We start from the raw sequence: 14,090 nt of genomic DNA, 5'->3' as shown, positions 1-14,090 counted from the left end.
CATACAACAGTAGACAGTTCCCTATACGAATCAGACCTTGATGAAATTGAAGAAAGCAAATACCTGTGATCACTCTTGCCTTATGTGCCGTTATGTTTTACGCGATTGGCTTGGGCAAATCGACCTACAACGAAAAAATATTAAATTAAAAAAAGGGGAACAGTTTATTATTGAGGGAGAATCCGTTCGGGGTATCTACTTTGTGCAATCGGGGCTTGTTAAAGTGCACCGCAATCTTGGAGATAAGGAAACTATCGTGCGTTTTGCAAAAAAAGGCGACATCGTGGGACATCGGGGCATCGCTTCAGAACCGACCTTTTATCCTGTTTCGGCAACTGCCCTTGAGGTTAGCCAAGTGTGTTTTGTTGAATTACCATTTTTCCTGTCTACGCTTCGTATCAATCCGGAATTGAGTTATCGTTTGATGTTATTTTTTGCCGACGAATTACATCTTTCAGAACAAAAGATGGCTAACCTGGCTCAACTTTCTGTCAAAAATCGGCTGGCCTGGAGTCTACTGCTGCTCCACCGCATTTTTGGTGGGGAGACCGAGGACGGAGATATAGGACTTTCACTGAGCAAAAAAGACCTTGCTTCGTACGTAGGGACTACCTATGAGACCTTTTATCGGATGCTTGGCGAACTTATACAGATGGGGGCAATCACGGTTGAGGGAAAGAAAATTTTCATTAAAGATTTCCAGCAACTAAACAGATTAGCTTCTGAACAAGGAGTATAAAAAAGGGGAGCCAACAACTTGAATGATCTTGTACTCCCCGGCGTAAATATTTCCCAATCTATACGTCAACGTTAAAATTTGTACCCCATTCCGATTCCCAATTTCCATTTCCCATCTGAAGTACTGGTTTTTGCATTATAAAAAGCAGGCAACTGGATGGCCATATGTCCGGATACCAGCGTCAGACCAACCCCGAGCGTGGGGGTAATCCAAGAATTCTTTGGCTTCCCTTCTTCCACCTTGTCATCCTTTAATTTCAACGTAGGTAGCAATCCGAGCATTACAGCCCTCTTTTTAGCAAAATTATATTTCACTGCAGGCCCTGTACAGTTAATATAAGCACCGTGATCTGCATATCCCGCCACTAAAATACCCTCAAACAAACTGGCTTTTACGGGGTTTTGTTGGCCGTAGGCTGCCAACGAGAGCACATGCAGCATCAGCACAGCTGTGATTTGTTTTATTTTAGCCATAACTATTTAGTTTTGCGAGGTCGATACTTGTCCTTTTCTGTTATACGTGTAATAGATTGCCATTCCAGTAAACAACAAACCGCCAACAATATTACCAGCTGTCACGATAAGCTGATTGTAAAGCCACCAGTCGGAGATGCTTACTTTTGCACCAAACATCATTCCGGCAGGGATCACAAACATATTCACCACCGCATGTTCATAGCCCAGCGCGAAGAATATAAAGATCGGAATGCCCGCAGCCAAAATCTTACCCAAGGTAGATTTGGAAGTCATCGACATCACCACCCCCATACAGACCATCCAATTACACAGAATCGCTTTGACAAAAGCAGCAAATAAACCCGCAGCCCCATGATCTCCATAGCCGATTGTTTTCTTTTCACTGATCAGGATCAGACTCTGCTCAATATTACCTAATTGGCTGACCTGCCCGGTTTCAGTGCTTGCAGCCCAGAATAGCAGGGCAAAAAGGACACTTCCCAAGAGATTCCCCAAGAATACCCAGAACAGGTTGTTCGCCATCACCCTAAAACTAATTTTTCCTTCAAACCAGGCCAAGGGCACAAGGGAGAAACTTCCCGTCACAAGTTCCAATCCAAGGATGACGATAATGACAAATCCCACCGGAAAGACAAATGCACCCATCAGGCTCAAGCCCGTCTGTGAAGTCGCCAATAAGGCCAACGTCACCGATATCGCCAATAAGGCACCGGCAAGCGCACCACGGATCAGGAGATCCCGGACCGGCAGGGAAGATTTGTAGACAGCGGTATTCATCATTGTTCCCGCCACTTCTTTGGGGCTAATGTAATCCATAATTTATTTACGTTAAAAGTTTTCCATTTAAATAGCTGCGAAAGGCCTAAGCGATCATTCCGATATACACGTTCCCGTTTTCAACTTTAACAGGGTAAGTCTTAATTGCACATTCATCACCGGAGAGACATTCCCCTGTATCCAGCGCAAAGGTTTTCTTATGGAATGGACAAGCCACCTTTGGCGTATCCCCCAGCGAACCCAACATTCCCCTGCTTAAAATCATCTGCCGTTTATGCGGACATTCATTCTGGGTAGCATACCATTCATTGCGGCGTGCAAAATAAAATAGCGCGACCTGTTGATTGTTTAGCTTGAGACAAACCCCGCCATTCTCGATAGCATCTTCTATTTTACAGGCTTGAAGCCATTGTGTGTCTAGTTGCGTTTCCATATGATTCTCTTTAAAAGGTTTTGTATAATGTTTAAATAGTTTTTAGATTCCAGTCGGCTGCTTTTTTCTGTCCGCGCATCGTGTCAAACTGTACCGTATCGTCCTTTTCCTCAGGTGCGTTTACAAAATGTACAAAACGTTTCCGGATATTGGGATCCTCTACTGCAGCCTTCCATTCACAACGGTAGCTATCAACAAGCAATTGCATATCCTGTTCCCAAGCTTCTGCCATTCCGAGACTATCCTCCACCACCACATTCCGCAAATAGTCAATCCCCCCTTCCATTTTATTGAGCCAAGGAGCAGTACGCGTCAGTGGGTCCGCTGTACGGATATAGAACATCAGAAAACGGTCAATATACCGGATACAGGTTTCACTATCAACATCGGCCGCCAAAAGTAGCGCATGCTGAGGTTTGCTACCACCATTTCCACAGACATAGAGGTTCCAGCCTTTTTCCGTCGCGATGATACCAAAGTCCTTGCTCTGTGCTTCGGCGCACTCACGGATACAGCCACTGACGGCAGACTTGAGTTTATGCGGAGCACGTAACCCGCGGTAACGCTCTTCTATCCGTATCGCGAAGGACACACTATCGTGCAGACCAAATCGGCACCAGGTACTACCCACGCAGCTTTTCACTGTACGCAGCGCCTTTCCATAAGCATGTCCACTCTCAAAACCCGCTGCGATAAGTTCCTCCCAAATAAACGGGAGGTCATTGAGGTGTGCACCAAACAAATCAATGCGTTGTCCCCCCGTAATTTTTGTATATAAATTATATTTTTTGGCCACTTCACCGATGACGATCAATTTATCAGGTGTAATTTCACCTCCTGGGATCCGCGGAACGACAGAATACGTCCCTCCTTTCTGAATATTGGCCAGGTAGCGGTCATTACTATCCTGCGCCACATCATTTCCCTTGCCCAAGATCATTTCATTCCAAAGACTGGCGATTAACGAAGACACCAGGGGTTTGCACACTTCACAACCATGTCCCCTACCCAATGCATCCAGCACGTGATCATAACTTTTTAGCTCGTGAATTTTGATCAGGTCGTACAGCTCCTGACGGCTCAGGTCAAAATGCTCACATATTGTATTACGGATATATTTCCCCTGTTGTTTCATGGTATAGTTGACCAGATCTTTTACCATAGGTACACAGCCACCGCAACCCGAACCAGCTTTGGTACATTTTTTAACAGCCTCCGCATTTTCGCAATTATGTGTGATCACCGCATCACAGATCTGCGCTTTGGTAATTCCTTCACAACTGCAGATCAATGCCTGATCCGGTAGGGCTTCCAATCCCGAAGAAGCCGATTTGCTCTCACGCTGTTCGCCAAACAGCAGCAGTTCGGGATGCTCAGCCAAAGGCATACTATTGTTGACCATTTGCAGGAGCATGTTGTAACTGGTAGCCTCGCCCACGAGAATTCCACCGAGCAGGCGCGTGCCGTCCGTACTGACATTCAACCGCTTATAAATACCCTTGTTACGATCTTCGAGTAAGATCGTCCGCGCATAAGGCTCGCTGACAAAAGGGTCACCAAAGCTAGCCACATCCACCCCCATCAGTTTTAATTTGGTACTCATATCAAAGCCTTTGAATGACTTTTCTTCCCCGATGATGTGTGCAGCTGCAATTTCTGCCATTTCGTAGCCTGGAGCAACCAGACCATAGATCATCTCATTGACCAGCGCACATTCCCCGATAGCATACACCGTGGGGTCGGAGGTCTGCATCTGGGCATTGACAAGTATTCCGCCACGTTCTCCGACTGCTAATCCAATTTTTTTTGCAAGCTCATCCCGCGGACGGATACCAGCAGAAATCACCAGCATATCCGTTTCGAGCACCGTACCATCGTTAAAAGCAATACCGGTAAGGTGTTCATCTCCGAGTAGCTGGCTTGTCGATTTTTGTAACAGGCAGCTTAACCCCAATTCAGCCAACTTAGCTTCTAAAAGGGCGCTCGCGCTTGCATCGATCTGCCTGGGCATCAATCGCGGTGCAAATTCAATGACTGCTGTTTCTTCAATACCCAAGTCAACGAGGGCTTTTGCCGCTTCCAAACCCAGCAATCCCCCCCCCATAACCGTCCCTTTTTTAGCTTTCGCCGCATAAGCTTTGATCAATTCTAGATCTTCAATGGTCCGGTATAGAAATACGCCTTGCTTTTCTACCCCCGGAATTGGCGGTACGAAAGCAGCCGAGCCTGTTGCAAAGATGAGGTAGTCATAATGAATAACTTGGCCCTTTAATGAACAAATCTCTTTTTTACTTAAATCTACATCAACAACGGGATCATTTAAATGAATTTTAATATTATTCTCAGCGTACCAGTCGTTTTTTGAAAGAAAAAGCTCATCAATCGATGAAATTTTAAAGTAATCGGTCAGATGTACACGATCATAGGCACGAATTGGCTCTTCTGCAAACACTGTTATTTGTAGATCGGAAGATTTTTGTTTTAATTTTTCACAAATCTTATTCCCCACCATACCATTTCCAATAATTACAATATTTTTTCTTTCCATAGCGTCTATTTTTTTTGTTAAAAAATCAATTATATGATTTCACAACACTAATTTATGAAATAAAAAATCAAATAATCAACAAAAAGATGATTTTTATCATATTTTTTCATTGAAAAACTTATAACAATTGAATATTTTGTGATTTTAATCATAATTTTTAATACATTTACATATATAAACAGCGTAAAAACAGGTAAAACATGAAAAAATCAACCGAAAAATCATTATTTATTGTTGGAGCTGGTCCAGGAGACCCAGAATTACTCACCATTAAAGCCTATAAAGCGATACAAAATGCGCAAGTTATCCTATATGACAACTTAATCAACGAGGAAATCCTCAGTATAGCGGACAAAAACTGTATAAAACGTTATGTTGGCAAGCATCCATATGGCAAATACGTACCACAAGAAGAAATAAATGACCTTATTCTTTACTATTGTCAAAATTTTGACCATGTGGTGCGCTTGAAAGGCGGTGACCCCTACCTTTTTGGACGTGGTTTTGAAGAATGGCTTACCGTGAAAGACCAAAATATCAATACGATCTATATTCCAGGAATCAGCAGCATGCAAGGTGCGGGGCTCAATAGCATCCCGCTCACGCATCGTGGTGTAAGCGAAGGTGTATGGGCATTGACCGGTATGAAAAAAGATGGCAGCCTATCAGCCGACCTTCCACTAGCTGTCCAAAGCAAATCGACTGTGGTGATTTATATGGGGATGCGTAAACTTGATGAGATTGCACGTACTTATGTGCTCTATGGCAAAGGAGATACACCCGCGGCCATTATACAGCACGCGAGTCTACCACAACAAAAGCAGGTGTTATGTAAAGCAAAAGATCTTGTGCGAGCTAGTCGGGAGAATGGCCTCGGGCATCCGGCGATCATTGTCATCGGTGAAGTTGTCAATTTGCAACAGGCCACCACCATCATTATGGAACAGCGACATATCGTATAATTCAGCTACAAGCATTTGGGACATAGCACGATCAGTGCCCAAATCGTTAGCATTCAGCATACCCGAATTCATACGTGTATTTCATCAGCGATAACTGGTTTTTTCTACCAATTGTCATTGGACTTGCTATCATTGATATGTTTGGAGAAATTACCAATATACTTATTAATGAATGCATCTAATCCTTCCTGCAAGCTTTTTCGGGCCACTTTGCCATTGCTACCATATAGCGCATTTTTTGACATGAAATTATTGGTGCCGTTCAACGGATATTCAGCTCCGCCCGGCGACTCAAAATATTTGTAATTCGGTGCGAACCTTATTTTCGAATCTTTGAAATCCAAGGTAATCTTATAATAAAAATCATAGTACGTTTTTGAACCCAGGTAGGTCGTATAAACAGCCTTCTGCTCCATCGCATCGATCACAATTTGCTCGCCTTCGATTTTCGTCGTTACTTTCTCAGGATTATTATAATAGGAATTCACATACTTTAGTGCAGCTTTATATAAATCTTGCTGCGATCTACCTGCAAAATTCAAGACGACATAATTCTTTGACTCGTCAGCAGCATCGACAAAATCCTTCGGTGTTATTTTCATTGACTGAGCCTGTACAAATGCTGCCGCTATACAAAGCAATAAAACTGCAAAAAACTTCTTCATCATTAGTTCGTGTCCTTTTCTCGATTTAAGATTAAATATATTAATATACGCTGCCATGGCAACAGATATTATGCCAAACTTATACAATTATACATTAAACAGCAGGTTTGTCTCTTCTCATTTTAAAAATACAATCATCTGGAATCACCTGGCACATTTGGCGTATTCCTAATAAAAATCCAAATTATTGAATTTTCTCAAATTCAAAGGAAATTTCCATGTCCTTATTAGAAACTTTTGCTTTCAGTTTTCCACTTTCGGTCCAATACTGGATTTGTTTCGGAAAATCTATCGAATCATTTGTAAAAACAAACTCATTGCTTCTAAGCGCTGACAGCTTAAATTCAATAGGTCTTTTTTCATCCGGAGTTTTAACGAATAAACTCCACTTTCCATTCGGTGCAATCAATGACATCTGCTCCTGGCTTATGGTATCCCCTTTTTGCAATGTAAAGGAAAAGCCGGCATATTCGGTTGTGCTTATTTTTTTCCAGCTTTCAAAAGTCTGTTTTCCTTTATTATCATTTGTCCGCTTCCAGTTTCCGTTGATCCAATCTAAATTCACCGCTACCTCCTCTGTAGGTTCAGATGCAGTCGCTGACGTTTCAGTGGTTCCAGTGCTTGTATTCTGATGACAGGATACCGCTACTGCGGCATAAACTAAAAGACCTATCCTTTTCATAATTTGCTATTTTGGTTATATAATGTACATTAATATTGACTTCAATATACATATTTTTACAATTTTACCGCTCCTGCCTAGGCATACTTAAAATGTCTTCCTGCTCTTTAGCTTCCCGTTTACTCAATTCCATCAGACCTAAATCAGGATGATAAATGGATTGGTAGTTATTTGAAAAGATAAATCGAAAGTATCTGGCCGTTCCTGCGGCCTCCGCAAACTTTTTCGGATCTTCATAAAATGACTCCTTACCCATATACTGTTCGCCGGGGGTTGCAAGCGCCCTTCCCGTTTTATCCTTGTCCGACCATCCACCCTGACGGTTAAAAAAAGAGATGTCAGCGTTGTAGTTCTGATATTCGCCCTGATACACATGTGTCTTTTTCTTCGGATCTGTATAGGTTATCTTAAAATTGATATCATCCACAAAATTAATCTTGTAGTCCGTCTTTTCTTTGCTAAATATTAGCCTCATCTCGTTATACTCCGAATTTGATGGCGATCTTTCGTATTTGGCAGTAAAATACCAGGTTGTTTGCTGAAGCGGATAAGTTTCTGTAATCGGAAAGGTATAGTTGTCCGAAGAAAAAGGAAATTTTTGTCCTTTGTCATAGATCAATTGAAATTGGATGGTATGAAGCCGCTTATTGCCAATGACGGTATCCCCGGCGATCATATACTTAACCACCGGATTGTTAAATGTAGCTTGATAGGTATTCGCATCGATCTGCTCAAGCTTAGGCTCATAATCGAGCAAGCGCGCTCTAAAAACGCTAAGATCAGCAGCGGTAAGGTAAGTCAGCAGCAGTTCATTCTTATTGTCCTGCTGTCTGGTGGACAGCGACAGCCTTTCCTTCGTCTGCGGATGTATATAGAGGCTATCATTTACCCGCTGGAATCCCGTAGGTAACAGATAGGCCGCATTTAGTTTAGCTACTTTATTTTCCGGAACCCCTTCATCTGTATATAGAAGAATGAAATTTCTTGGATAGAATTTCTGTGCAAATAGGCTATGCTCCGTACCGCATATCAACATCAGCAGACTCAGCAACCTTAGTATCTTTCTGTTCATTTTCGCTTTTATAATCTCTTTTGCCATAAAGATAAGGATAACGCTGCGCAAGGCAGGGCCGCTTTAATATCCGTGTGAGCCCAGTTACGATTCGCTGAGTTCAGCAAAATATAGCTGACTTCAGGCTTCTAAACCTTAACGGTAAAAGTCAGCGCAAAATACTGGCGGAGCCAGATCCGCAGAAAGATACCCTTAGCAAAAAGCAAAAGCACACCCAGCGAGGTCAAGCAATCAAGCTCAACCTGGAGTCGGACATAGCTATGTTTTGACAGTATTGGTAATAGGTTTGGTAAGAAACGATGTAGACGCATGGTATTTACGGATACTCGACCTAAGAATCCGTGAAAATGCGGATTTATATGTAAAAGCCTAGCATAAAAATGGACTGCCCCCAAACAGTGTTCAACTTTTTGGGGGCAGTGCAAAACCTAGGCTTTTATTTTTGGATCTATCCAGTAAGCAACGTGATCCGTATGGCTGAAAAATTCCATGGGCGTTACGTGGCAGTCCATCGTATCCTGCAAGCCACCATCGGTATAGCTGACTACTTCATCAGAAGGTATGACCATCCCAGTTACGATAGCACCTTCCTCGAGGCAATTCAAATCAGACAACAGCACATTGATGTTGTTTGACACCACCCATTGTTCCATCTCTTCCTTGGTGAGCCGTTGTACCCGTTGCGCCAAAAAGTTAGCTTCCTCAAGCTCCTTTTCGACGAGATCTGGATAAAACATTCTTAAGAATGCTTCGTATTTATCAAAATCTTTGGTACGGATAGCCTCATTGCGGAGGAATTGCTTCTCCCCCAGTTGTCCGTACTCCTTTGCATATTTACGCAGTTCCAATTCTGCAAGTTCACGATCCGACCATTTTGCCAGCTCCGACAAGGCATACACATCGCTACCATGTCCGTCACATTTATTTAAATATTCCCATACATCTCCTTGTACGGCCTTCGGCTTTTTGTGGTCTAGGATATGATATCCTTGTGCTATCCATTCTTCGATCTGTTCCCTTCTCATACATCAATTTTTAATTAAATACCTAATCAATCAACATGCTTAGATCCCCAGATAGCTCTGAAAGCATGTAGACCTATCGCGATCATTTTTCTATCTTATAAACAACAGATCACAGCGGATAGTTTCCTTCAAAAAAAGAAAAGGTCAGGAACATCTGAACACCCTGACCTTTTATAACTAAGTTATCCATCATATGGATTACTGTAAAAACAAAACCTATTTGAAAATCGTTTTGAAAAAACTGAAAATGACCCTGTCTCACTGAACTCTTCCAGCTTCCTGTCAATTTATCATGTAAAAATTGGCAGTTTTCGTGCAAAAATTTCAGTTTTTACAGCTCGGTATTCTTTTTGTCCAATATTAAATACAGTCGGCCGGCTGATAGATTTAAATTATTGTTTTACTTCATTAAAAGGAGGTTACTATGAAACTTGCAAAAAGAAATTGGAACAACTTTTCACTTTTTTCGCCCATGTTTGATAATTTTAACCGCGAGCTTTTAAACTGGGATAACAAAAATTATTCATCAACAAGCACCACCGTCCCTGCGGTCAACATCAAGGAAAACGGAGATACCTTTGAAGTTGAAGTTGCAGCGCCCGGCATGGCAAAGGACGATTTCAAGGTAGCACTTGAGGGCAACCTGTTGACCATTTCTTCTGCTAAGGAAGAAAAAAATGAGGAGCAAACAGACAATTATACACGCCGCGAGTTTAGCTACCAATCTTTTCAACGTAGCTTTGAACTTCAAAAAGATGTCGTCGATCAAGATAACATTCAGGCGCGTTATGAAAATGGTATGCTACGATTAACCATACCAAAAAAAGAAGAGGCCAAACAAAAAGAACCGCGGCTTATCGAGATATCTTAAGATCCAAATTGCAACTTTAACTGGGTTAGACTCCGATTGGAGGCTAACCTATTTTTCATTCTTGGTATTATGGAACGGTCAAATTATTATATTGAAATACAGATGTTCAGCCAGGAGCGTTACATGACGATCGCTCATTTTGATCAGAGCAGCTGCGAAAAGATTGTTCATGAACTATTCGACGAATTAGTTGGCGGCAGCCAACCTGCTGACAACCGGTTACTGCGCATCAACCTTTTACTTCGTGAACAAGGCTTATCAAACACACAGTTGAGATCAATTCATTGCACACTGGATGAGCTGGCAGAAAACGTGAAGATCATTATTAAGAAAACTTTCAGGGCGGTTAATTTCGACTGACCCAACCTGCTCCTCCGTGGAGCAAGTGGTCACCTTACAACCATTGCAACACCTTATAACCTTTGAAAAACATTTTTTTTACAATACATTTTATATTTCACTCTTGATTTTTATCAAATTGATTTTTAATTTGGGCGCGGTTTGCTTTCAACAAGGTAGCGATACCCAGACCGACATTTTTTAAAGCTAATATTCTATTTAAATATAAATTTTAGTTATTGGATCATGTTAACAGAATTACTAATTACAAACACAGAACGACGTTTTTCTTTCAGGCCATTTTTAATCGCACTTATCGTGCTGGCAAACAGTCTCTATTTATCGGGACAAACCGCTGCTCCCCTCAAATCCAATTTTGAGGCCAGGCTCATCAATATCGAAGCCCCCAGCAATGAGCCCTTTCGTTACAGCACGACCCTGACAAATGGATCGGCACAAACAGTCAACTACAGCCTCAATGCACAGCTGCCCGAAGGTTGGCAGATCAGCTACCGGGTAGAGGGTTCATTGGTGACTTCACTACAGATGCAGCCAAATAAAGCCCAGGAGATCAGTATTGAAATCAGCTGCCCCCTTACCGCAAAACCGAGTAAATATAAAATTCCTGTCCGGGCTATCTCGCCCACAGATACCCTGCAGCTCGATCTAGAGGCAGTCGTAAAAGGCTCTTATGCCCTTGAACTGACCACGCCTAGCGGCAGGCTCAGCGACGAAGTGGTATCCGGAGGCAGCAAGGAGATCCTGCTCAAAGTTAAAAATACAGGCACACTCCCCCTAAATGCATTGGACCTCAGTTCACAGCTACCCAGCAGATGGGAAGCCACCTTCAGCCCCAGCACCATCAAACAGCTGGAAGCAGGCAAATCTGTAGACGTCAAAGTCAACCTAAAGGTTCCCGATAAAACCATTGCAGGGGACTATGCCGCTAAATTTGAGATCAAATCCTCCAACAGCAATGCTGACATTTCATTCCGCATGATCGTCAAAACTTCCCTGTTATCGGGTTGGATTGGCATGCTGGTCATCGTATTGGCCATTGGTTTGGTGTATTACCTCATCCGCAAATACGGACGTAGATAAGGGGGACACAAAAGATTATCATTATGAAGGATCCTATCATTCAATTGACGGGTCTGACCAAAAGCTATGGCAAAGTAACTGCCGTAGACAAGTTGGACCTGCAGATTTATCCCGGAGAAATCTTTGGCCTACTCGGACCCAATGGTGCCGGCAAGACGACCAGCATTCTGATGATGCTTGGCCTGACCGAACCCACGGCTGGTACGGCCTATGTCTGTGGCCATAATGCCACCCGCAATCCGATAGCTGTCAAACGCAAAGTAGGCTATCTGCCAGACAGTGTGGGCTTCTATCCCGAAATGACCGCATTGGAAAACCTCTGTTTTATTGCCGAGTTAAACGGGCTTACAAAATCCTATGCACAGGCCTGCGCCAAAGATATGCTGCATGTCGTCGGCCTCGAACAGGAGATGCATAAAAAAACAGGTGCTTTTTCCCGTGGGATGAAACAGCGCCTAGGCTTGGCCGAAGTGCTGATCAAAACACCCGAAGTTGCCATTCTGGACGAGCCTACCCTCGGTATCGACCCCAAGGGTGTCGACGATTTTCTCGAACTTATCAAGCGGCTCAGCAAGGAGCATAATCTCACGGTACTGCTCTCTTCACACCATCTCCATCAGGTACAACGGGTGTGCGACCGCGTGGGCATCTTTGTCGGCGGCAAGCTGCTGGTCGAAGGATCGATCGAGCACCTGGCTCACAACCTGCAGCAGCAGGAAGGTGTCACCACGGCGATCACGCTGGAAGATCCCCTGGGCGATACAGCACGCTTTGAAGAAGCATTAAAAGCCCTGCCCGGATTCCGCAAGCTCACCGTAACCGGCTATTCGATCGAGCTGCAAACCGATGCCGATGTCACTGCTGCTGCTGTGCGCCTGCTTGTAAATAGCGGAGCCAATGTCGTCGCTGTGAGCCGTAACGATTATAAGCTTGACGATATCTATAATACATATTTTGAGAATAGCATAACAACAAACACTGCACATGAAAAATCCAACGGTTTCTTCAAAAGATATCAATAGCCACCCCGCGGCCGCGATGCAGGTATTGGTCAGCAAAGAAATTGCCGCACATATCCGCAGCTGGCGTTTTAATATATTGATCCTGCTTATCGTGCTCACTTTTGGGGCCTCTTTATACGTTTCGAGCATGGGCCTGAAGGACGCTGTCAGCAATATGCGTGATCCAGACCAGTCGTTTCTGTACCTCAAGCTGCTGACCACAACGGACAACTCGATTCCTCCTTTCCATGTATTCCTGAATTTTCTGGCCCCTTTGCTGGGCATCGCACTCGGTTTTGACGCCATCAATGCAGAGTATAACAATGGTACCCTCACCCGCCTGATGGCCCAGCCCATCTACCGCGACAATCTGCTGTTTGCCAAGTTTTTGGCCCCACTGATTGTCGTAGGCACCTTATTTGTTGCACTCGTGCTCCTGATGATCGGCGGTGGTCTGCTCGGCACCGGCGTACGGATCGAGCCACAGGAGCTGCTTCGGATCTTCGGATTCACTTTAATTAGTGTACTGTATGTAGCTTTCTGGCTGAGCCTGGCCATTCTGTTGTCGATCCGCTTTCGTCAGCCGGCCACTTCGGCACTCACGGCAATTGGGATCTGGCTATTTTTCACTGTATTTTTTCCGATCCTGGTCAATCTGGCGATCCGACCGTTCTTACCGAATCCAAATTATATCTCAGAGCAGGAGTACCTGGCTTACAATGAGCTGATCCTAAACCTTCTTCGGCTATCGCCAAGCCAACTTTATACCGACGCCACGACGACCCTACTGATGCCTTCGGTGCGCAGCCTTGGTCCTATTGCCATGGAACAGATGGTAGGTGCCATTCCTTCACCGCTCTCGTTTCGGGAAAGTTTCTTAATGGTCTGGCCGCAGGTAAGCGGGCTCACGGCCGCCATGATGATCTGTTTTGCCTGGTCCTATTATATCTTTATGCGAAGAGAAATACGGAGTTAAATAGCGCAGCGGGATTCGATTGATTGCATAACATGCATAAGCCAACTATGCGAGGATCCTGTTCTAAGAAAAAAGAATATTATAATACATCATGAAAGCATCCTAGATTAGGGGTCTAGGATGCTTTGTCATATTAACCTAAAAATGAAAAGTAACCCATAGCTGAGTTTATAAAAGAAACGTCGGCTGTCTGCATTTGGTTTGTTCCCATGCAAAATTTTTCATCGCAAGTCATTCCTGTCTGATGGCTAACATATATTCCCGATCTGCATCGGGGCTTTTACAAACGCAAAAAGGTCGGGAAAAAACCGACCTCCTATCGTGAAGCTTATCTTAAAAATGGATCAACTTTAGAACAAAAACTAGCTGTAAATAGTTTGCACAAAAAGCACGCTAGTCTGGGAAACATAGCGTGCTGCTTGT

The 14,090-nt window shown here is 43.6% G+C and carries 15 protein-coding genes; 7 read left to right on the top strand and 8 right to left on the bottom strand.

Annotation, left to right across the window (positions count from 1 at the left end; genetic code table 11):
- Positions 1-40 precede the first annotated feature (40 nt).
- Entirely contained in the window at positions 41-739 is a 699-nt protein-coding gene (locus HPC41_RS18465; protein WP_172395497.1) for a Crp/Fnr family transcriptional regulator, read from the top strand.
- A gap of 71 nt (positions 740-810) precedes the next feature.
- Here HPC41_RS18465 and HPC41_RS18460 read toward each other — a convergent pair whose 3' ends face one another.
- Genes HPC41_RS18460 through nirB form a run of 4 tightly spaced genes read right to left on the bottom strand, consistent with a single transcriptional unit; the run spans position 811 to position 4,973 of the window.
- Entirely contained in the window at positions 811-1,212 is a 402-nt protein-coding gene (locus HPC41_RS18460; protein ID WP_246250862.1) for a hypothetical protein, read from the bottom strand.
- 6 nt (positions 1,213-1,218) lie between these two features.
- Positions 1,219-2,031 carry a formate/nitrite transporter family protein gene (locus HPC41_RS18455; protein ID WP_172395496.1) on the bottom strand — a complete coding sequence of 271 codons (813 nt, stop codon included), beginning with the start codon at positions 2,029-2,031 and terminating at the stop codon, positions 1,219-1,221.
- A gap of 46 nt (positions 2,032-2,077) precedes the next feature.
- Positions 2,078-2,425: a nitrite reductase small subunit NirD gene (nirD, locus tag HPC41_RS18450; RefSeq protein WP_108635626.1), complete on the bottom strand. Its 348-nt coding sequence runs from the start codon at positions 2,423-2,425 to the stop codon at positions 2,078-2,080.
- A 31-nt stretch (positions 2,426-2,456) separates the two neighbouring features.
- Complete coding sequence (nirB, locus tag HPC41_RS18445; RefSeq protein ID WP_172395495.1) at positions 2,457-4,973, bottom strand: nitrite reductase large subunit NirB; 2,517 nt, start codon at positions 4,971-4,973, stop codon at positions 2,457-2,459.
- A gap of 200 nt (positions 4,974-5,173) precedes the next feature.
- Here nirB and cobA point away from each other — a divergent pair, with 200 nt between their 5' ends.
- Positions 5,174-5,935 carry a uroporphyrinogen-III C-methyltransferase gene (gene cobA / locus HPC41_RS18440; RefSeq protein WP_172395494.1) on the top strand — a complete coding sequence of 254 codons (762 nt, stop codon included), beginning with the start codon at positions 5,174-5,176 and terminating at the stop codon, positions 5,933-5,935.
- A 104-nt stretch (positions 5,936-6,039) separates the two neighbouring features.
- Here cobA and HPC41_RS18435 read toward each other — a convergent pair whose 3' ends face one another.
- From HPC41_RS18435 to HPC41_RS18420, 4 genes are all read right to left on the bottom strand, one after another.
- Complete coding sequence (locus HPC41_RS18435) at positions 6,040-6,657, bottom strand: DUF4468 domain-containing protein (RefSeq protein WP_172395493.1); 618 nt, start codon at positions 6,655-6,657, stop codon at positions 6,040-6,042.
- Positions 6,658-6,784: 127 nt separating this feature from the next.
- A complete protein-coding gene (locus HPC41_RS18430; protein ID WP_172395492.1) occupies positions 6,785-7,282 on the bottom strand; it encodes a DUF6265 family protein in 498 nt (165 codons plus the stop codon).
- A 64-nt stretch (positions 7,283-7,346) separates the two neighbouring features.
- On the bottom strand, positions 7,347-8,381 hold the full coding sequence (locus tag HPC41_RS18425; protein ID WP_216660823.1) for a hypothetical protein: 1,035 nt from the start codon (positions 8,379-8,381) through the stop codon (positions 7,347-7,349).
- Between the two features lie 401 nt (positions 8,382-8,782).
- Positions 8,783-9,379 carry a hypothetical protein gene (locus HPC41_RS18420; RefSeq protein ID WP_172395490.1) on the bottom strand — a complete coding sequence of 199 codons (597 nt, stop codon included), beginning with the start codon at positions 9,377-9,379 and terminating at the stop codon, positions 8,783-8,785.
- Between the two features lie 424 nt (positions 9,380-9,803).
- On the opposite strand from HPC41_RS18420, the gene HPC41_RS18415 reads away from it, so the two are divergent.
- The 5 genes from HPC41_RS18415 (at position 9,804) to HPC41_RS18395 (ending at position 13,667) form a co-directional block, all read left to right on the top strand.
- A complete protein-coding gene (locus tag HPC41_RS18415) occupies positions 9,804-10,250 on the top strand; it encodes an Hsp20/alpha crystallin family protein (RefSeq protein ID WP_172395489.1) in 447 nt (148 codons plus the stop codon).
- 69 nt (positions 10,251-10,319) lie between these two features.
- A complete protein-coding gene (locus HPC41_RS18410; RefSeq protein ID WP_172395488.1) occupies positions 10,320-10,610 on the top strand; it encodes a hypothetical protein in 291 nt (96 codons plus the stop codon).
- 225 nt (positions 10,611-10,835) lie between these two features.
- Positions 10,836-11,690, top strand: coding sequence for a COG1470 family protein (locus HPC41_RS18405; RefSeq protein ID WP_172395487.1), 855 nt, complete (start codon positions 10,836-10,838; stop codon positions 11,688-11,690).
- Between the two features lie 23 nt (positions 11,691-11,713).
- A complete protein-coding gene (locus HPC41_RS18400) occupies positions 11,714-12,712 on the top strand; it encodes an ABC transporter ATP-binding protein (protein WP_172395486.1) in 999 nt (332 codons plus the stop codon).
- Positions 12,675-13,667 (top strand): ABC transporter permease, encoded by a 993-nt coding sequence (locus tag HPC41_RS18395; protein ID WP_172395485.1) that lies wholly within the window; start codon positions 12,675-12,677, stop codon positions 13,665-13,667. Before HPC41_RS18400 ends, HPC41_RS18395 begins: the two co-directional genes overlap by 38 nt.
- Positions 13,668-14,090 lie beyond the last annotated feature (423 nt).

The organism is Sphingobacterium prati (genome assembly GCF_013167215.1).
Lineage (GTDB): Bacteria > Bacteroidota > Bacteroidia > Sphingobacteriales > Sphingobacteriaceae > Sphingobacterium > Sphingobacterium prati.
This window is presented reverse-complemented; position numbering and strand designations above follow the sequence as displayed.

What these genes read in the sequence shown, in the direction of transcription:
- HPC41_RS18460 (WP_246250862.1), bottom strand. Translation starts at nt 1,212, where the DNA reads ATGGCTAAAATAAAACAAATCACAGCTGTGCTGATGCTGCATGTGCTC.
- HPC41_RS18430 (WP_172395492.1), bottom strand. Translation starts at nt 7,282, where the DNA reads ATGAAAAGGATAGGTCTTTTAGTTTATGCCGCAGTAGCGGTATCCTGT.
- HPC41_RS18465 (WP_172395497.1), top strand. Translation starts at nt 41, where the DNA reads ATGAAATTGAAGAAAGCAAATACCTGTGATCACTCTTGCCTTATGTGC.
- HPC41_RS18420 (WP_172395490.1), bottom strand. Translation starts at nt 9,379, where the DNA reads ATGAGAAGGGAACAGATCGAAGAATGGATAGCACAAGGATATCATATC.
- HPC41_RS18405 (WP_172395487.1), top strand. Translation starts at nt 10,836, where the DNA reads ATGTTAACAGAATTACTAATTACAAACACAGAACGACGTTTTTCTTTC.
- HPC41_RS18435 (WP_172395493.1), bottom strand. Translation starts at nt 6,657, where the DNA reads ATGGCAGCGTATATTAATATATTTAATCTTAAATCGAGAAAAGGACAC.
- HPC41_RS18410 (WP_172395488.1), top strand. Translation starts at nt 10,320, where the DNA reads ATGGAACGGTCAAATTATTATATTGAAATACAGATGTTCAGCCAGGAG.
- cobA (WP_172395494.1), top strand. Translation starts at nt 5,174, where the DNA reads ATGAAAAAATCAACCGAAAAATCATTATTTATTGTTGGAGCTGGTCCA.
- HPC41_RS18425 (WP_216660823.1), bottom strand. Translation starts at nt 8,381, where the DNA reads ATGGCAAAAGAGATTATAAAAGCGAAAATGAACAGAAAGATACTAAGG.
- HPC41_RS18415 (WP_172395489.1), top strand. Translation starts at nt 9,804, where the DNA reads ATGAAACTTGCAAAAAGAAATTGGAACAACTTTTCACTTTTTTCGCCC.
- nirD (WP_108635626.1), bottom strand. Translation starts at nt 2,425, where the DNA reads ATGGAAACGCAACTAGACACACAATGGCTTCAAGCCTGTAAAATAGAA.
- nirB (WP_172395495.1), bottom strand. Translation starts at nt 4,973, where the DNA reads ATGGAAAGAAAAAATATTGTAATTATTGGAAATGGTATGGTGGGGAAT.
- HPC41_RS18400 (WP_172395486.1), top strand. Translation starts at nt 11,714, where the DNA reads ATGAAGGATCCTATCATTCAATTGACGGGTCTGACCAAAAGCTATGGC.
- HPC41_RS18455 (WP_172395496.1), bottom strand. Translation starts at nt 2,031, where the DNA reads ATGGATTACATTAGCCCCAAAGAAGTGGCGGGAACAATGATGAATACC.
- HPC41_RS18395 (WP_172395485.1), top strand. Translation starts at nt 12,675, where the DNA reads ATGAAAAATCCAACGGTTTCTTCAAAAGATATCAATAGCCACCCCGCG.